The organism is Ferrimonas sediminum, from assembly GCF_900100175.1.
Taxonomy (GTDB): Bacteria; Pseudomonadota; Gammaproteobacteria; order Enterobacterales; family Shewanellaceae; genus Ferrimonas; species Ferrimonas sediminum.
On sequence record NZ_FNEM01000010.1, the window covers coordinates 111,710 to 130,044 of the forward strand.

The 18,335-nt window shown below is 60.5% G+C and carries 19 protein-coding genes; 6 read left to right on the top strand and 13 right to left on the bottom strand.

The window, feature by feature from the left end; genetic code table 11:
* Positions 1-8 precede the first annotated feature (8 nt).
* Both BLT77_RS12575 and dolP read left to right on the top strand, forming a co-directional pair.
* Positions 9-599, top strand: coding sequence for a phosphoheptose isomerase (locus BLT77_RS12575; RefSeq protein WP_028112808.1), 591 nt, complete (start codon positions 9-11; stop codon positions 597-599).
* Position 600: 1 nt separating this feature from the next.
* Complete coding sequence (gene dolP, locus BLT77_RS12580) at positions 601-1,161, top strand: division/outer membrane stress-associated lipid-binding lipoprotein (protein ID WP_090365724.1); 561 nt, start codon at positions 601-603, stop codon at positions 1,159-1,161.
* Between the two features lie 52 nt (positions 1,162-1,213).
* Here the strand turns inward: dolP and trpS are convergent, their stop codons facing one another.
* From trpS to rpe, 3 genes are read right to left on the bottom strand one after another with little or no spacing between them, the layout of a single operon-like run.
* The gene (gene trpS, locus BLT77_RS12585; protein ID WP_090365726.1) at positions 1,214-2,215 is read right to left on the bottom strand and encodes a tryptophan--tRNA ligase; all 1,002 of its coding nucleotides are present in this window, start codon (positions 2,213-2,215) and stop codon (positions 1,214-1,216) included.
* On the bottom strand, positions 2,212-2,910 hold the full coding sequence (locus BLT77_RS12590; RefSeq protein ID WP_090365729.1) for a phosphoglycolate phosphatase: 699 nt from the start codon (positions 2,908-2,910) through the stop codon (positions 2,212-2,214). The genes trpS and BLT77_RS12590 overlap by 4 nt, the downstream gene beginning before the upstream one ends.
* Complete coding sequence (gene rpe / locus BLT77_RS12595; RefSeq protein WP_090365732.1) at positions 2,910-3,584, bottom strand: ribulose-phosphate 3-epimerase; 675 nt, start codon at positions 3,582-3,584, stop codon at positions 2,910-2,912. Before rpe ends, BLT77_RS12590 begins: the two co-directional genes overlap by 1 nt.
* A 186-nt stretch (positions 3,585-3,770) precedes the next feature.
* On the opposite strand from rpe, the gene BLT77_RS12600 reads away from it, so the two are divergent.
* From BLT77_RS12600 to BLT77_RS12610, 3 genes are all read left to right on the top strand, one after another.
* A complete protein-coding gene (locus BLT77_RS12600) occupies positions 3,771-4,415 on the top strand; it encodes a TorF family putative porin (RefSeq protein WP_090365734.1) in 645 nt (214 codons plus the stop codon).
* Positions 4,416-4,533: 118 nt separating this feature from the next.
* Positions 4,534-4,785 carry a hypothetical protein gene (locus BLT77_RS12605; RefSeq protein WP_090365738.1) on the top strand — a complete coding sequence of 84 codons (252 nt, stop codon included), beginning with the start codon at positions 4,534-4,536 and terminating at the stop codon, positions 4,783-4,785.
* Positions 4,782-4,961, top strand: coding sequence for a DUF2970 domain-containing protein (locus BLT77_RS12610; RefSeq protein WP_090365740.1), 180 nt, complete (start codon positions 4,782-4,784; stop codon positions 4,959-4,961). Before BLT77_RS12605 ends, BLT77_RS12610 begins: the two co-directional genes overlap by 4 nt.
* Positions 4,962-4,974: 13 nt before the next feature.
* Here BLT77_RS12610 and BLT77_RS12615 read toward each other — a convergent pair whose 3' ends face one another.
* The 9 genes from BLT77_RS12615 to pilM all read right to left on the bottom strand — a co-directional run bounded on the left by BLT77_RS12615 (position 4,975) and on the right by pilM (position 13,661).
* Positions 4,975-5,796 (bottom strand): Dam family site-specific DNA-(adenine-N6)-methyltransferase, encoded by an 822-nt coding sequence (locus BLT77_RS12615; RefSeq protein ID WP_090365742.1) that lies wholly within the window; start codon positions 5,794-5,796, stop codon positions 4,975-4,977.
* Between the two features lie 39 nt (positions 5,797-5,835).
* Positions 5,836-7,305, bottom strand: a complete 1,470-nt coding sequence (locus BLT77_RS12620) for an AAA family ATPase (RefSeq protein WP_176819302.1) — start codon at positions 7,303-7,305, stop codon at positions 5,836-5,838.
* Positions 7,298-8,380 carry a 3-dehydroquinate synthase gene (gene aroB, locus BLT77_RS12625; protein ID WP_090365748.1) on the bottom strand — a complete coding sequence of 361 codons (1,083 nt, stop codon included), beginning with the start codon at positions 8,378-8,380 and terminating at the stop codon, positions 7,298-7,300. The genes BLT77_RS12620 and aroB overlap by 8 nt, the downstream gene beginning before the upstream one ends.
* Positions 8,381-8,400: 20 nt before the next feature.
* Positions 8,401-8,916, bottom strand: coding sequence for a shikimate kinase AroK (gene aroK / locus BLT77_RS12630; protein ID WP_090365751.1), 516 nt, complete (start codon positions 8,914-8,916; stop codon positions 8,401-8,403).
* A 148-nt stretch (positions 8,917-9,064) separates the two neighbouring features.
* Positions 9,065-11,074, bottom strand: coding sequence for a type IV pilus secretin PilQ (locus tag BLT77_RS12635; RefSeq protein ID WP_090365753.1), 2,010 nt, complete (start codon positions 11,072-11,074; stop codon positions 9,065-9,067).
* A complete protein-coding gene (locus tag BLT77_RS12640; protein WP_090365757.1) occupies positions 11,074-11,610 on the bottom strand; it encodes a pilus assembly protein PilP in 537 nt (178 codons plus the stop codon). The genes BLT77_RS12635 and BLT77_RS12640 overlap by 1 nt, the downstream gene beginning before the upstream one ends.
* Positions 11,607-12,191, bottom strand: a complete 585-nt coding sequence (locus BLT77_RS12645; RefSeq protein WP_090365760.1) for a type IV pilus inner membrane component PilO — start codon at positions 12,189-12,191, stop codon at positions 11,607-11,609. Before BLT77_RS12645 ends, BLT77_RS12640 begins: the two co-directional genes overlap by 4 nt.
* Entirely contained in the window at positions 12,188-12,757 is a 570-nt protein-coding gene (locus BLT77_RS12650; RefSeq protein WP_090365763.1) for a PilN domain-containing protein, read from the bottom strand. The genes BLT77_RS12645 and BLT77_RS12650 overlap by 4 nt, the downstream gene beginning before the upstream one ends.
* Complete coding sequence (pilM, locus tag BLT77_RS12655; protein WP_090365767.1) at positions 12,744-13,661, bottom strand: type IV pilus biogenesis protein PilM; 918 nt, start codon at positions 13,659-13,661, stop codon at positions 12,744-12,746. Before pilM ends, BLT77_RS12650 begins: the two co-directional genes overlap by 14 nt.
* 164 nt (positions 13,662-13,825) lie before the next feature.
* Between pilM and BLT77_RS12660 the strand changes: the two genes are divergently transcribed.
* Complete coding sequence (locus tag BLT77_RS12660) at positions 13,826-16,390, top strand: penicillin-binding protein 1A (RefSeq protein WP_090365770.1); 2,565 nt, start codon at positions 13,826-13,828, stop codon at positions 16,388-16,390.
* Between the two features lie 58 nt (positions 16,391-16,448).
* Here the strand turns inward: BLT77_RS12660 and argH are convergent, their stop codons facing one another.
* Positions 16,449-18,335 (bottom strand): argininosuccinate lyase, encoded by a 1,887-nt coding sequence (gene argH, locus BLT77_RS12665; RefSeq protein WP_090365773.1) that lies wholly within the window; start codon positions 18,333-18,335, stop codon positions 16,449-16,451.

Sequence of the window (18,335 nt, forward strand, 5' to 3'; positions counted from 1 at the left end):
GTTTATCCATGCTAGAGCGGATTAAAGAGAGTTTCACCGAAAGCATCCAGACCAAAATTGACGCCCTGGAGGCGCTGCCGGAGTCACTGGAAAAAGCCGCGGGCGCCATGGTGCAATGCCTGCTCAATGGCAACAAAATCCTGACCTGCGGTAACGGCGGCAGTGCCGGCGATGCGCAGCACTTCTCTTCCGAGCTGCTGAACCGGTTTGAGACCGAGCGTCCGAGCCTGCCGGCCATCGCCCTGACCACCGACTCGTCAACCCTGACCTCCATCGCCAACGACTACAGCTACTCCGAGGTGTTCTCCAAGCAGGTCCGCGCCCTGGGGCAGCCCGGCGACATCCTGCTGGCGATCTCCACCAGTGGCAACTCCGACAACGTCATCAAAGCGATGGAAGCCGCGGTCAATCGTGACATGACCATCATCGCCCTCACCGGCAAAGACGGCGGCGCCATGGCCGGCCTGCTGTCCGACCGGGATGTGGAGATTCGAGTACCAAGCAACCGCACCGCCCGCATTCAGGAGGTGCACCTGCTGGCGATTCACTGTCTGTGCGACTCCATCGATCGCACCCTGTTCCCGCAACAGGAAGATTGATATGCGCTGGGGGGTAATGGCGCTCATCGTCCTGATCCTAAATGGCTGTGCTGGCGCGGTGGTGGTCGGCACCGTCGGCGGAGCGATGATGCTCAACGATCGCCGCAGCGTGGGCAGCCAGTTTGATGACCAGACCCTGGAGGTGAAGGTCAACAACGCCCTGAACGCCGACGACGGTGTAAAAAACCAGACTCACATTACGGCCGTCAGCATGAATCAGGCGATTCTGCTGGTGGGGCAGGCACCGAACGAGATGCTGCGCAGCAAGGCCGTGGAACTGGTGCGTCCCTTGCGGGAGGTGCGAGTGGTGCACAACCAGGTACGCATCGGCAACCCGGTGGGCTTCAGCACCATCAGCAACGACAGCTGGATCACCACCAAGGTGAAAAGCCGCATGCTGACCGCCGAAGAGTTCGACAGCACCCGAGTGAAGGTGATCACCGAAAACGCCGAGGTGTTTCTGCTGGGCCTGGTGACCCGCGAGGAAGCAGAGAAGGCGGTGGAGATTGCCCGCAATACTTCCGGAGTCCGCAAGGTGGTCAAGGTGTTCGAGTTTCTCTGAACTCAGACATAAAAAAAGCCGGGCCCATGCCCGGCTTTTTTGTATCTGACGCTTACAGCACCGGGAAGCCGATGGCCTGATACACCTGTTTCAGGGTCTTGGCAGCACGCTCGCGAGCCGCAGCGGCACCGTCGCGCATCACCTGCTCCAGGTAGGCCTGGTCACCACGAATGGCGTTGTAACGCTCCTGCAGTGGCTCCAACATGGCCACCACCGCTTCGGCCGTGGCCCCCTTCAGGTGGCCATACATCTTGCCTTCAAACTCCGCCTCCAGCTCCTCAAAGCTCTTACCGCTGGCACCGGACAGGATGCTCAGCAAGTTGGAGACGCCGGGCTTGTTGTCGATATCGAAACGCACCACTGGCGGCTCGTCGGAGTCGGTCACGGCCCGCTTGATCTTCTTGGTCACCTTCTTCGGGTCTTCCAGCAAGCCGATGACGTTATTGTTGTTGTCGTCGGACTTGGACATCTTCTTGGTGGGGTCCTGCAGACTCATCACTCGGGCGCCCACCGGCGGAATGAACGGCTCAGGGATGGTGAAGATGTCGCCATGGACGTTGTTGAACCGGGCCGCGATGTCACGGGTCAGCTCCAGGTGCTGCTTCTGATCACTGCCTACCGGGATCTCATCGGCCTGGTACAACAGGATGTCTGCCGCCATCAGCGCCGGGTAGCTGAACAGGCCAACGTTGATGTTGCTGGCGTGCTTCTGGGATTTGTCTTTGAACTGGGTCATGCGGTTCAGCTCACCCATCTGGGTGTAGCAGTTCAGCACCCAGGCCAGCTGCGCGTGCTCAGGCACATGGGACTGCACGAACACTGTGCTCTTTTTGGGATCAATCCCCACTGCCAGGTACAGGGCCAGGGTGTCCAGGCAGGCCTTGCGCAGCGCCTCGGGATCCTGGCGCACGGTGATGGCGTGCTGATCAACAATACAGAACAGGCAATCATGGCTCTCCTGCAGTTTGACCCACTGACGCAGCGCCCCCATGTAGTTGCCGATGGTCAGTTCGCCGGACGGCTGGGCGCCGCTCAAAACGACAGGTTTAGTCATACCCTTGTGCTCTCTTCTGTTCGCGCTGGCAGGTGCGCCAGCAGAGTTTCAAAATGATCCAGAGCCAGCGTCGGCTGGCTCAGGCGAATGTCCTCGCCGTAATTGTAACCGTAACTGAGGCCGACGCTGACCACCCCGGCCGCTTCGGCGGCCAGAATGTCGTTGCGGCTGTCTCCTACCATCAGGAACGCCGAGGCCGGCAGTTGCCACTGTCCCATCACGTGCTGCAACGGCTGTGGCGACGGCTTTTTCTCAGCCAGGGAGTCTCCCCCCAGGCACTGACTGAAGTAATGGGCGATACCCAGCGACTCCAGCAGCTCAGGCACAAACTGCATCGGTTTGTTGGTGATTACCGCCATCTTGTAGCCACGACGGGCCAGCACCGCCAGGGTGTCGGCCACGCCGGGGTAGAGACGGCTGCCGCGGTTGTTGGTGGCCTGATAATGGCACTCAAACGCCGCCAGCACCTCGGTGATCAACGCCTCCGATGGCGATGCCATCACCGACTGCAGCGCCCGCTGTACCAGCACCCGGGCACCGTTGCCGACCCAGTGACGTACCTGAGCCTCGGTGCAGCCCTCAAGATTAAACTGTTTTAAGGCCGCATCACAGGCCACCGCCAGATCCGGCACACTGTCCGCCAGGGTGCCATCCAGATCGAAGCCAATCCCCTTGATGGCAGAAAATTCAGTCATTAGCCGGCGACCTTAGCCAGCTCGGCACGCATCTTGTCGATTTCGGCCTTGTAGTCGTCTTTGGCAAAGATGGCGGAACCGGCCACAAACATGTCGGCACCGGCCGCCGCAATCTCACCGATATTGTCGACCTTGACGCCGCCATCGATCTCCAGGCGAATGTCGCGCCCGCTGGCATCGATACGCCGACGCACTTCGCGAATCTTGTCCAGGGTCGCCGGAATGAACGACTGGCCGCCAAAGCCCGGGTTCACGCTCATCAGCAGGATCACATCCACCTTGTCCATGACGTAATCGAGGTAGTGCAACGGCGTCGCCGGATTGAATACCAGGCCGGCCTGACAGCCGAGGCTCTTGATCAACTGCAGGGTACGATCGACATGCTCAGACGCTTCCGGGTGGAAAGTGATGATCGACGCGCCAGCCTTGGCGAAATCGGGAATGATGCGATCCACCGGCTTCACCATCAGGTGCACGTCGATAGGGGCCTGGATACCGTAGTCACGCAGGGCCTGGCACACCATGGGGCCAATGGTCAGGTTGGGGACGTAATGGTTGTCCATCACATCGAAGTGCACCACATCGGCGCCATCCGCCAGCACCTTCTCAACCTCTTCACCCAGGCGGGCAAAATCGGCAGACAAAATGGACGGAGCGATCAGAAACTTGCTCATCAGCTTTCCTCGGGGGTTGAAGTCACTCTATTGGCGGTCATTTTAGCCCCAATACCGGTTCGACCCAAGGGGCAAAAAGCCCTTGCATTGTTAATAAAAAGTGACTAAGTTCGTATTTACCCCCCAGGTCCGACTCATTTTTCAAGCTTTTATGGCAATGATGCCTGTTGATAAGTAAGGGTCAGGATGATGACAACTCTGTTCAAAACCTCTGCCATTGCCGCTCTGGTAATGGCCTCAGCCAGTGTGTGTGCCGTCGAATTGGATGGCGGACACGAAATCAGCGTAAACGCCAGTCTGGTGAGTAACTACATCTTCCGTGGTGTGTCCCTGTCCGATGAGGATGTGGCCTATCAAGGCGGCGTGGATTATGCCCACGACAGCGGCCTCTATGCCGGGGTATGGGCCTCCAGCTATGACCTGGGGGGCGACGATGAGATCGAAGTCGATTGGTACGGCGGCTACAGCTTTGCCATCAACGACGACGTCAGCGTCGATGTCGGTGCTATCCGCTACTACTACGCCGATGTCGGTGGCCACACCACCGAATGGCACGTCGGGCTGGATCTGTACGGCATCGGCACCGCCCTGCACTACGACCAGACTCTGGAGTCCTGGTACGGTGAGGTTAACTACGACATCAACATCACCGAACCGCTCTACGTCAGCCTCCATGGCGGCTACGCCGAACCGGACAAGGGCGACGGCTTCTACGATCTGATGGCCACCGTCGGCTATCTGGTTCACCCCAACATCGATCTGTATGCCGGTGCCGCCTACCACGAGGAGTTGGACGAAACCTACGTCGTTGGCGTCACCTTCAGCTACTGATTCAGCGATTGAACCGGTCGGGGGCGGACGCCGTCACCGACCGGGCCGATTAAAGGTGTTCAATTTGTGGCCAGGTTGTTATACTGTGTAACCTTTCTTGTTCCAGGATCGAGCAACCATGCTGAAAAAACGGAAAATTTGGCTACTGGTTTTGACCCTGTCCCTGCCTACGGGCGCAGCCGTACTGTGGAATCTGCATCACTGTGACAACCAGTGTGCCCATACCAGCATCGAATCACTGAAGTGGCGCACCTGGCTTGCCGGCAGCAGCGGCTCGAATCAGTTTCACTATGTGGATCTGCTGGAACTGCTGTACCGCACTACTCACAAAGACACCGACAACACCAATTCGCCGATGGAACAGCGATGAATCCGCTGCGGGTGGTGGCCAGTGTGCTCGCCGCCCTGTTGGGGATTCAGAGCGAAGCCAACCGGCAACACGACTTCAGTCAACCCTCGCCTCTTCCCTACATGATCACCGCCGTGGTGTTGGTGGTGCTGTTTGTACTTGGCCTGATGGCCGTGGTGTCTGTGGTGCTGGACTGAGCGACGCAGCCGCTCAGATCTGACCGTATCCGGCAAAAATCTCGTTAACCTTCTTTCGGCCGGCCCCTTTCTGGCTGATGGTGCGTTTCACCATCAGAAACTCATGCCGATCCGCATCGCAGTAGATCTCTCTGGCCTGCTCGGTGTCGTGATTGCTGATCAGAACCGTCGCCCCTTTGGCGGCGGCGTCATAGGCACACTGGGCCAGGGCTTGCTGGGCATCCAGATTGAAGCCGCCACTGGCGTAGCTGGTAAAACTGGCGGTGTTGGACAACGGCAGATACGGCGGATCGCAGTACACCGCATCACCGGCCTTCACCTGGGCAAAGGTGGTGTGGTAGTCGGCACAGATGAAGGTGGCTTTCTGCGCTTTTTCGGCGAAGAACTCCAGCTCTTTCTGGGGGAAGTAGGGACGTTTATAGGAGCCAAAGGGCACATTGAAGCCGCCCTTCTTATTGTAACGACACAGGCCGTTGTAGCCATGACGGTTCAGGTACAGGAACATCACCGCCCGTTCGAAGGTGTCATTGGTGGCATTGAAGCGGGTGCGCATGTCGTAGTAAGCCGGTTTGTGGTTCATCTCGGCCACAAACAGCTTACGGGCTTCCTGAATGTAATGATCCGAATTGGTCTGAAGCGTCTGATACAGATTAATCAAATCCGGGTTGATATCACTCAGCAGGTAACTGGAGTAATCGGTGTTCAGAAACACCGAGCCGGCGCCCACGAAAGGCTCCACCAGCCTGTCGGTGTCTGGCAGGCGACGGGCAATCTCTTCGACGAGGGAATACTTCCCGCCTGCCCATTTCAAAAATGCCCGCGTCTTAATGTTCATTCGCTCGCCAATCACCGTGGAAAAGACGTGATTCTACCGTCACTCAGATAAAAACGCAGCTAAATCGAGTTGCTCAAGCAACTCCTGCTGCACATCCCGTACCGGTTTCACGTAGGGTTTACTGTCCTGAATCGATTGTGGCAGGGTTGCCACGGCTGCCTGAGCCGCCGCTTTATCGACATAACCGCCATAGACCACCACAAACCAAGGTTGAGGATCACGACGTTTTTTGTATACCGCCAGCCCGTCGGTCGAAGGCAGACGGCGAAGGTAACGCTGCGCCAGTTGCGCGTAGGAGTACACCGCCAGCTGCAGGGTATAGCCGCTGGCCGGGCGATCCATCAGTGGCTGCTGTGGCAGCGGCAACACCGGTTTGGCCTTGGGTTTCACCACCGGCTTAGGTTTGGGTTCCGCCTTCGGCTTGGGCCGGGACAGCTCCTGCTCCAGCTCCTGCAGACCAACCCGGGCCGATTCCAGCAGAGGATCCGCCGCCGCAATCTGTTTCTGCTTGCGTTGGGGCAGGGGCGCAGCCGGTTGGTTGATGGCCTGCCAGTCCCCCGCCAGCCCCAGCTGCTGCGATTCGGCGACCTCATTAGCCGCTTCGGCCGGGGCCGGACCGGCAGGGCGGCCTTGCTCTGCCGTTTCGGTGCTGAGGTTCGTTCTCAGGCCTGGAGCCACCTCCACCAGCTTAACGCTGGCGGAACGCCCGCCCTGATGCACCTCGACCTCCGCTGGCGGCGTCGGCGAGACCCACACCCACAGCATCAACAGTACAATGACCGTGGCGATGGCCATGATCCAGTTCCGATGGCGCAAGGCACTGACCGGAATCGCCTTGCCGGTGGACAGCCCCTCGGCCAGGGCCACCACCGCCCCGGCGCTGCCGTCGGATTGCTGCAGCTGGGCATCGATGCTCATCTGGCTGATAAAGCGGGCTAAGGGGCGGTCGCCGGTGAGTTGGTGGTACAGCTGCTTCTGCTCGGCCAGAGACAGAGGCTCAATGGTCACCGGCAACAGGTGCTGTTGGCACTCCGACGGCAGCTCCGCCAATAGGTGCTCCACCAAGGCCGGCTGCGATACCAACACCAGGGTCATGCGCCAGTGGCGCTGCTCCTGACCCAGCAGAATCGCCAGCAGCTCGGCCAGGATCACCTGAGGCAGGTGGTGGGCGTCGTCGATCACCACGAACAACCGTTGCTGGCTGTCCGCCAGAATACGTTCAAAGCTGTCCACCAGCGGTTCATGGGGATCAAACAGCGGATTGGTAAACAGCTGCTGCAGGATATCCACCCGCAGCTGGGCTGGATCCGGCTGTGGCTGGCACTGAATCAGGCCCTGATTAAAGCCCTCGGCTTTATCCAGCAGCGCCCGCGATACCACGGATTTTCCCACACCCGGACGACCATGCAGCAGAATCGCATGGTCACCGTATTCAATCAGGTATTTCAGCCGTTCCAGCAGGACATGCTGGCTGGGCAGCAAAGAGAAGGGCAGCGTCGATTCAGCCATTGGCATTGACGATGTCAGCCAGCTCCTGGTGCGACACGTCGGCAACCAGTTCGGCCTGACCGAGGTGCACAGGCAACACGAAACGCAGCGATCCGGCGACCACTTTCTTATCCCGTTGCATCGGCACCAGGAAGCGTTGCAAATCCATCTCCTGAGGCGGCGTCACTGGCAGGTTGTAGGCGCCATGGATGGCGATTACCCGAGCCAGCTCGTCGTCGGTCATCTGTTGGCGACGATGGGCCAGTCTGGCGGCCATCACGGTGCCCGCGGCCACGGCTTCGCCATGCAGCCACACGCCATAACCCTGGTCTGCCTCGATGGCATGACCAAAGGTGTGGCCCAGATTCAGCAAGGCACGAACGCCACGTTCGGTCTCATCCTCGGCCACCACTTCGGCTTTGATTTCACAACAGCGGCCGATGGCACGGGCAATCAGCTGGCTGTCGAGTTGCTGCAGGGCACTGGCGTGCTCTGCCAGCCAGTCGAAAAACGCCCGGTCCCAGATGATGCCGTACTTGATGACTTCGGCCATGCCGGCGGCAAACTCCCGCGCTGGCAACGTCGCCAGGCACAGGGTATCGATAAACACCGCCTGAGGCTGATGAAACGCCCCGATCATGTTTTTCGCCAACGGATGATTGATGGCGGTTTTGCCGCCGACCGAGGAATCCACCTGCGACAGCAGGGTGGTAGGCACCTGAATGAAGGAGACGCCACGCTGATAACAGGCGGCGGCAAAGCCGACCATGTCTCCGATGACGCCGCCACCTAAAGCAACCAGTACCGCATCACGGCCAAAGTTGGCCTCCAGCAGACGGGTGAAGATGGCATTCAGGTTGTCGAGATTCTTGTGCTGCTCACCATCGGGCAGCACCAGCGACTCCACCTTCGCCCCCGCCTGTTCCAGGGTCGAGGTCAGGGTCGACAGGTAGAGCGGAGCAACCACGTCGTTGCTGACCACCAGTAAACGGCGGCCGGCAACATAGGGCTGGAACAGATCAGGCTGCTTCAGCACCGATTCGGCAATCATGATGGGGTAGCTGCGCTGCCCCAGGTCTACCTGAATCCGTTCCATGGTCACTCTTCTTGTTGGGATCAGAAGCCGAGGCGTTCTACGATCTGGCTGGCCACCACTTTGGCGCTCTGATCGTCGGTACGGACGACCACGTCAGCCACTTCGGTGTACAGCGGGTTACGCTCTTCTGCGAGGTTTTCCAGCACTTCACGCGGATCGTCCACCTGCAGCAGCGGACGACGCTTGTCCCGCTGGGTGCGTGCCACCTGTTTGTCGATGGTGGTTTCCAGGTACACCACGATGCCGCGAGCGGACAGGCGGTTGCGGATCTCTTTGCTGTTCACGGAGCCACCGCCGGTCGCCAGGACAATGCCCTGCTTCTCGGTCAGTTCTTCGATCACCTTGGCTTCGCGCTGGCGGAAGCCCTCTTCACCCTCGACATCAAAGACCCAGGCGATGTCCGCCCCGCTGCGAGCTTCGATCTCGTGATCGGAATCGTAAAAGTCCAAATGCAGCATTTGAGCCAGATGGCGGCCAATGGTGCTTTTACCGGCACCCATAGGGCCAATCAGGAAAATGTTTCTTTTTTCAGCCATTTTCTACGTCTAATTACTCAATTTTATAACTAATCGACCATCAGCAGATGGCTTTAAAACACCACTGTGACATAAATTTGGTCGTCGATTATCGCAAGGAAGACTAGGTGAAGGCAATAGAGACTCACCCTTCCTCTAAGGCAGGGAGCTAAAACTGCTCAATGATTATCTTAGGTGTCACAAAAATCAGCAGTTCAGATTTAATCGCAGTATTGCGGGTGTTGCGAAATAGCCAGCCCGCATACGGTATATCCCCCAGCAGAGGGACCTTAGTGACGGTTTTTAACTCCTGTTTCTGGAATATACCACCGAGTACCACGGTTTCACCATTTTTTGCCAACACCTGAGTGGAAATTCTCTGGGTATTGATGCCGACTTCGCCACTGGAGCTTTCCCGCCCCCGAGTATCCTGAGTCACCAGCAGATCCAGCACCACTTTGTTGTCTGAGGTAATCCTCGGGGTCACGGTCAGGCTCAGTACCGCTTTCTTAAAGGCCACCGAGGTCGCGCCGCTGGAGGTGCTCTCCTCGTAGGGGATCTCCTCCCCCTGCTCGATAAATGCGGTGTACTGGTTGGAAGTGGTCAACCGTGGGCTGGCAATGATCTCGCCCCGATCCTCGGCCTCCAGCGCCGACAGCTCGAGATCGAGAATAAACTCATCCCCCAGGTTGGCGACCTGAAACGCAAAGGTGGAGGCGTTGTTGGCCACCGCCGGCAGGTTCACATTAAGGCGATCACCAATGGCCGGTACCACCCCCTGGCGGATGCTGTCATTGCCTTCGATACTGCCGGAAAACGAACCGTCGCCCTGGCCCGAAGACAGCCCCCAGCGAATCCCCAGCTCTGAATCGATGTTATCCCGTACGTTGACCATTCTCGACTCGATCACCACCTGCTTCACCGGCACATCCAGCACCTCGATCAGCGCCTCGACCTCCTCCAGCCGGGCTCGGGTGTCCTGCAGCAACAGGATGTTGGTGCGCTCATCCACCGTGGCCGATCCTCGATTCGACAGCAGGCGGTTGCTGCCGGAGTCCCCCTTGAGCAGAGCGGCGATGTCGTCGGCCTTGGCATAGTTGATCTTATAGTGGCGGGCTACCAACGGACCCAGCTGCCGGGCCTCTTGCAGCAGCTGCAATTCGCCTTGCCGCTGCGCTGCCAGCTCCTCCCTCGGGGCCACCAGCAGCACCTTGCCATCCAGCCGGCTAGCCAAGCCCCGAACCTTGAGTACCAGCGCCAGCGCCTGATCCCAGGGCACGTCGTTCAGCCTCAGGGTGACGTTACCGGCCACCGAGTCGCTGGTCACCAGGTTCAGGCCCTGATGCTCGGCGATGATCTGCAGCACGGTGCGCACCGGCACATCCTGAAAGTTCATCGACAAACGTTTTCCCTGATAGACGGCGGACTCAGCGGCGGTCTCTGGCCGCTGGCCGGCAACCCGAATCTGCAGCGTCTGCCCCTGACGGCTCTGCGACACCGACACCGCACCACTCACCCGAAGCACCACCGAGGTCAGGCCCGGCTCAGAGAAGGTTTCGTAGCTGTGTACCGGCGTCTTCAGATCCGACACATCCATGACCAGCAGCTGATCACTGGCCAGTTCACTGTCCGGCAGCAGCAGGCGCACCTCCCGGCCCTGCTCAATCACCTGCACCCCAGCCAGGACCTGACTCAGATGCAAACTCAATAGCCCCACCCCTGGCTGAGGCGACTGGAATTCGATGCCACGAACCTGTGTCAGCGCCACCGCGCTGTCACTGCCCTGGCGAAGCGCCGCCACCGCGGCGGTCGCATCGGCAAAGGTCAGCAGATAACGGTCGCCCTGCCAGCGGCCCTGATACGGCCGTATCGCCGTCAACTGAATCGCCACCCGCAGCCCCTGCGGCTGGTTACTCGCCTGCAACTGCGCCACCCCCTGAGCATCGACATCGATGGCGGCGGCGGACAGCGCCGAATCGGCACCGTCAAAATCCAGCAGCAGTTGCCGGGTCCGATCCTGATACTGAATCCGAGGAGACTGAGTCGGCCGGTCAAACTCCAGCGCCAGCTGCAACTGGCTGCCCGGCTCATCCACCACGGTCACCCGCAGCAATGACGCCGACTGCACCGAGGTTGCCACCATCATCAGCACCGTCGCCCAGAATGCCCGCCCTCTCATCACAGTCGCTCCTTGTCCTGACTCTCCAATACAATTCGGGCCTGACGTTCAACGTAACACCCCAGCCCCTGCTCGACCCGCTCCACCAGTTCCACATGATCACCGTGCACCGCCACCACCCGGCCGGCAAAGAGCCCCACCAGATCCCCTTGCCGAACCCGGTGCACCAGGCCATCGGCGGTTTCCAGCAGCGCCCAGCGATTATGACGGTCACTGAGGGTACCCCGCATCACCAGGCTGTCCAGCGCCACACTCTGCAACGGATGCCCCGACGCTCCCGCCGGCGGTCCCAGGCAACCGGGGCGGTCGATGGCCTCTCCCGCCCGGGCCGTCATCATGGGCGCGGCCATAAACGGACTGCGACCGGAGCCGGGGTCATAGCGAGCCGGTTCGAAATGGGGCAGGGTTCGGGGACGACTCTGGTATGCGGGCGGATTCGCCTGCACCTGCTCCAGGTAACGCTGAAGATCCCCGGTATCGCCCTGACAGCCGCTCAGCAGCAGCCCGGCCCATAGCCACCGCCAGCCGCCGTTCACGGTGCCTCCGCCGACGCCAGCAGCCGGTAGGTGGTGGCCACCAGCTTCATCGACAACACCGTCTCTTGCCGGGTCACGGAAAAATCATCCAAGCTGACGATGCGCGGCAACGCCGCCATTCCCGCCACAAAGTGGCCGAACTCCACGTAGCCTCCCCGCAGTTCAATGCTCAACGGCAACTCGGTATACAGCTCACCGGCCCGCTCCGGCAGCCAGCCGATGCTGACAATAGACAGATTGGTTTCCGCGGCCAGGAAAGTGACGTCATCCAGCAATCCCGGCATCTCATCCCGGCTTGGCAGCATGCTCAACAACTGGTGCAGCTCCAGCCGGGTCTGTACCAACTCCTGCTGATGGCGCTCCAGATGGGCGGAAAACTGGTACTTATCCCGGTACTCCTGTTTCAACTGCCGCTCCTGACGAACGCCGGCCTGCAGCTCGCTGTAGCGCTCGCCAATCCACAGGTAGCCCCCCACCGCCAGCACCAGAATCACCAACGTCAGGGACAAGGCCCAGCGGGCCACCGGCGGCCAGCTGCCGATGCTGTCAAAATCCAGATCATTAAGCTGCTCCAGATTCATGGGGCCACCTCCTCAACCGGCTGTGGCTGCGCCGACAACGACATCGACAGGCTGAAGCGATGCTGACGCAGCGACTGGTGGCGACTGGCAACAATCTCCTGCACCCGGGCATTGGACAACCACGCTGAGGCATCCACTTGGCGCAGCATATTGGCCAGGTGGTTGTTGGACTCGCAGAAGCCACTGAGGCGCAGAGTCGAGCCCTGCAGCATCAGCTCCGTCAGGTATACGCCAGGCACCACCACCCGGTGCAACTCCGACATAAGATGCACCGGCACACTGCGATGACGCTGCAGATCCACAATCAGATCCAGGCGCTGATGCAGGGCATCGGATTGGCGCTGTACCTCGGCCACCTCGGCGATACGCCGCTCCACCTCACCGATCTGTTGCTGTAGGTACTGGTTGCGGTGCTGCTGAGCCGCCACCATCACCGACAACACCCGCTCAACCGCAACCACCAGCACCACCGCCGAGATCAACGACACCACCAGCAGGCTCAGGTAGCGGCGTTTCAGTTGTTGGCGCCGGGTCTCCCGCCACGGCAGCAGGTTAATGTGGGTCATCGTTCCCCCTCAGGGCCAGGCCGCAGGCAACCATATACGCGCTGGCAGGCAACGGTCCCGACAGAGGCACCGAACGGGGCTGGGCCAACGAGCAGGGGATCGACAGGGCGGCTTGCAGCTGCTGCAAAAGCAACTCGGCCACGTCGCCGCAAATCATCACCCGGCCGATGGCCTTACTGGCGTCGCCATTGACATAAATCTGAAAGGTGCGTTGCAACTGCTGCGCCAGCTGAGCCACGTCCGGGTAGGCATCGTCCGGCGCCATCTGATCACGGCTCCCTAAAGACAGCTCACGGACAAACGCCGTTTGCTCACCACAGTTGATGGCCACGGAAGCCTTACTGACGCCGATGTCCACCAACGCCACCACGGTTTCCGTAACCGCCAACATGGCAGCGGCCCGCCCCAACGCATAGGCTTCGACATCCACCACCTCGGTGTGCAGATCCGCCGCCGCCAGCGCCTCGACCCGGGCATGGACGTCTTCTCGCCGGCAGGCGCTGAGCAGAATCTCGATTCGGTTAGACTCGGCGGCACCCAGGCGTTCGAAGTCGAGGTTCACCTCGTCCAGGGGGTAGGGAATCAGACTGTCGGCCTCGATTTCGATCTGGGTTTCCAGCTCCAGATCGCTGAGGCCGATGTCCATGGTGATCACCTTGGTCATGACAGTGGCACCGCTAACCGCTGCCGCCCCCCGCTCACAGCCTGCAGGCAGCTGTTGCTGCAGCCGCTTCATGGCAATAGGCAGGGCATCATCGCCCTCGGCGCGATCGATGGCCACACAACAGGCATGGCCGATGCGGGGTTCGTTGCCGGCGCACTCCAGCACCACGGCTTTAATATGGGAGGTTCCGATGTCAACCCCAACGAAAGTGGGGGCAGAGCGGAAAAACAAAGACAACATCCATCTGTATCCTGAGCGGCCGCAATTCCATTTGCGTCTTTTGAGCGTAGCACAAGGTGGGTAAGCCGGCGGAGGCCGGCGCAAAACTTAGCCTGATGATTTTTGAGCATTCAGGCCCATCTTAGTATACTGGTCCGCTGTGATTAATCCTGAGTAGGTGGCTGGTGAGCTGGTTTAAGCGAATTTTTCTGTTTTTGGTGCTGTGCGGCGTATTGGGTCTGGGGGCTCTGGCCGCGCTGTATCTATGGGTTGCGCCCACCCTGCCGGACGTCGACAGCCTGAAAACGGTGCAGCTTCAAACCCCGATGCGCATCTACAGCAAAGACGGTGCCCTGCTGTCCCAGTTTGGTGAAAAGCGCCGCATCCCGGTGCGCTATGGCGATGTGCCCCAGCCACTGATCGATGCCTTCCTGGCCACCGAGGACGCCCGCTTTTTCGAGCACAAAGGGGTCGACCCCATCGGCGTCATTCGAGCGGCAGTGGTGCTGGTCACCACCGGTCGAAAAGCCCAGGGTGCCAGTACCATCACCATGCAGGTGGCCCGTAACTTCTTCCTCAGCAGGGAAAAGACCTACATTCGAAAGGTCAAAGAGATCTTTCTGGCACTGAAGATCGAGCAACTGCTGTCCAAGGAGGAGATCCTCGAGCTGTACCTGAACCGCAGTTTCCTCGGCAATCGGGCTTATGGCGTCGGCGCGGCCGCCCAGGTGTACTACGGCAAGGACGTCGCTCAACTGACGCTGGCGCAGATGGCGATGATCGCCGGGTTGCCGCAGGCCCCTTCAGCCGCCAACCCCATTCGCAACCCGCAGCGAGCCTTCACTCGCCGCAACGTGGTACTGGGGCGCATGCTGGACGTCGGCTTCATCTCGCAACAGCAGTTTGACGACACCCGGGTACAGCCCATTACGGCCCGCTACCATGGTGCAGAGATCGAGCTGGACGCCCCTTATGTGGCAGAGATGGCCCGCGACATCATGGTGGCACGCTACGGCGAGGACGCCGCCTATACCGGTGGCTACCAGGTGTACACCTCGATCGAAACCACCGCGCAACGTCAGGCTCAGCAGGCACTGCGCGACAACCTCTATAGCTACGATCGCCGCCATGGCTACCGTGGCCCCATCGCCTCATTGTGGCAACCCCAGCCTGCAGCCGATGCCGACCCGGCGAACATAGACTCCCCGACCGCAGACGCCACCGTCGACGCCGCCGCCGGCACACCATGGGAGCGCGATCGCATCCTGCAGACCCTGGCCGACACCAAGCCGGTGCAGGATCTGCTGCCGGCCGTGGTCATGGATACCGACGCCAAGCAGGCAATGCTGCTGATGGCCGATGGCAGCGATGCGGTATTGAGCTGGGAAGGGATGAACTGGGGACGGGAGTTTATTACCGATACCCGCCAGGGTGCCGCGCCTAAACAGGCCAGCGACATCCTCAGCGAAGGGGACTTAATCTGGGTGCGTCAGCAACCGGAGCGGCTGATGCTGGCCCAGGAACCTCAGGTCAGCAGTGCCCTGGTGGCCCTGAACCCCGGAGACGGTGCCGTTCGGGCCCTGGTGGGCGGGTACAACTTCCAGCACAGCCAGTACAACCGGGTCACCCAGGCCAAGCGCCAGCTGGGCTCCAACATTAAGCCCTTCATCTACTCGGCGGCATTGGAACAGGGCTATACCCTGGCGACGCTGGTCAACAACGCCCCCATTAACCAGTGGGATCGCAGTCAGGGCACCGCCTGGCGGCCGAAGAACTCCCCCGACGTCTATACCGGGCCCACCCGGGTAAGGCGGGGCCTGGGCCAATCCGTTAACGTAATGGCGGTGCGAACCCTGCGCCACGTCGGCATCAATGGCGCCATCGCCCAGCTGCAGAAGTTTGGCTTTGAGCGCAACGATCTTCCGCGAAACGAATCCCTGGCGTTGGGCAGCGCCGTCGCCACCCCGATGGACGTGGCCCGGGGATTTGCCACCTTCGCCAACGGCGGCTTTAAAGTCGAGCCCTATGTCATCGAGCGCATCGAGAACAGCTTTGGCCAGGTGTTGTACCAGGCCCAGCCCCGAATCGCCTGTGCCGAGTGCGAACAGGCACTGAAGGCCCAACCGCAGCAGTTCAGCACCGACATTCAGGCCCAATGCCCGATCCCCGCCAGCCAGCTGGCACCGCGGATTCTGTCTCCTCAAGTGGCCTTCCTGATCAAAGACACCCTCAGTAGCGTCATCTGGGGCGGCGGTGACTGGAGCAAGGGCACCGGCTGGAATGGCACCGCCTGGCGGGCAGCCCAGTTGATCAAGCGTCGTGACATCGGCGGCAAAACCGGCACCACCAACGAATCCCGCGACACCTGGTTCAGTGGCTTTGGCCCCGGCATCGTCGCCACCTCCTGGGTGGGCTTTGATGACCACGGTCGCCAACTGGGGCGCACCTCTTGGGACAACTACGGCCCTCGCAATCAGATCACCGGCGCCGAGTCCGGTGCCAAGACCGCCGGCCCGGCCTGGAACCAGTTTATGAACCAGGCCCTCAAGGGGGTGCCGACCGTGCCGATGACCCCACCGGAAGGGGTCGTCACCGCCCGCATTGACCTGGCGTCAGGCAAGTTGTCGCGTCGCAACGATTACACCTCGCGGTTCGAGTACTTTGTTGCCGGCACCGAGCCAACCGAATACGCCGACAACCAGCAACAGGAGCAGCCGGTGTTCGAACAGGAGACCGAGGAGCTGTTCTGACAATACCGACATAAAAAACGCCGCTGTTCAGCGGCGTTTTTTATTGGTGTGACTCCAATCAGAAGCAGTATTCCATGGCAATCTCGTCACAGGCATGCTTTCTCGGACACAGATCGCAGTCCTTCATCACCTTCTCCGGCAAGGTTTCCTTGTCGGTGTGATTGAAACCGGCCTTGGTAAAGAACTGCGGTACCCGGGTCAGGACAATCACCCTTTCCAGCTCCAGCTCCCGCGCCCGTTGCAGCATGTAATCCACCAGCGCCTTACCCTGCCCCTGACCATGGTTGTTGGGATCCACTCCCAGAGAGCGCATCTCCGCCAACCCGGTCTCGTAGATGTACAACGAGGCACAGCCGACCACCTCGCCGTCCTGCTCGGCCACCGCAAAATCGAGGATGTCGCGCAGCAAGTCGTCGCGGCTGCGCGGCAGGGTCTCGCCCTTGAGGGCCCAGTGACCGTTGATGGTATGGATGGCATCCACATCCGACAGGCGGGCCGGACGAACCATCAGCATCTCCGCCTTGTGGGCATTGAGTCGCTGCTGACTGGCCCCCAGAGCCTCTTCGATGGCCGGCGCCTCGAGTTGCGAGCCATTTTGCAGCGACAGCGCATGCTGAACCTGCTTGATGGAGGTGCCCCCCAGGGCTTCCCGCTTGGCCAGGCAGGCATCGATGGTCAGGTGCTGGTACACATCCGACCCGATGCGATCGCTGAACACCTGCAGCTCCTGCAGGGTAAAGTCCTCCAGCGGCTTGCCCTGTGCGATGGCGCCGAGCACCACCTCGCCGACAATGTGGTGGGCTTCCCGGAACGGGATTCCCTTGGCCACCAGGTAGTCCGCCAGCTCGGTCGCATTGGCGTAGCCCTGCTGCGCCGCCGCCAGCGTCCGCTGACTGTTGACCTGCACCCCTTCCAGCACCAGCGTCGCCATGTCCAGACACATCAGCCAGGTATCCAGGGCATCAAACAGCCCCTCTTTGTCCTCCTGCATGTCCTTGTTGTAGGCCATCGGCAGCGCCTTCATGGTGGTCATGATGGTCATCAATGAGCCATAGACCCGGCCGGTCTTGCCCCGGATCAGCTCCAGGGCATCGGGGTTTTTCTTCTGTGGCATCAGCGAAGATCCAGAGGTCACCGCGTCCGCCAGTTCGATAAAGCCGGCTTCGCCGCTGTTGTAGAAGATCATATCTTCCGCCAGCCGCGACAGGTGCATCATCGAGGTGGCGGCCACGCCGCACAGCTCAATCACATGATCCCGATCGGAGACCGCATCCAGGCTGTTGCTGACGGCACCACGAAACCCCAGGTCGTGGGCCAACTTGAGCCGGTCGACCGGGTAGGCGGTTCCCGCCAGCGCACCGCAGCCCAGAGGGCAGGTGTCGAGCCGGTTAAGGGCATCCTTGAGCCGGGTCAGGTCCCGCTCCAGCATCTCCACATAACACAGGCACCAGTGACCAAAGGTGATCGGCTGGGCCCGCTGCAGGTGGGTGTAGCCAGGCAGCACCGTCTGCGCTTCACGCTCGGCCAGGATCAGCAGCTGCTGCTGCGCCTTGACCAGAGCCTCCACCAGAATCTGGCCCTGATCCTTACACCAGAGTTTCAGATCCGTGGCCACCTGATCGTTACGGGAGCGGCCGGTATGCAGTTTCTTACCCAGATCCCCGACCTTGGCGATCAGCTGTTGTTCCACAAAGCTGTGGATGTCCTCGGCGCCGGACGCCAGAATCTGCTCTTCGGTCACCTCGTCAGCCAGCTGATGCAGGGCACGGATCAACTGACCGTGCTCCAGCTTATCCAGCACCCCCACCTGGGTCAGGGCACCGGCCCAGGCGATGGATCCGGTGATGTCCTGCTGCAGGAGACGGTAGTCCACCGGCAGGGAATCGTTAAACTGCTTAAAGCGACTGTCTGCAGCGCCGCTGAACCGCCCACCCCATAACGCCAT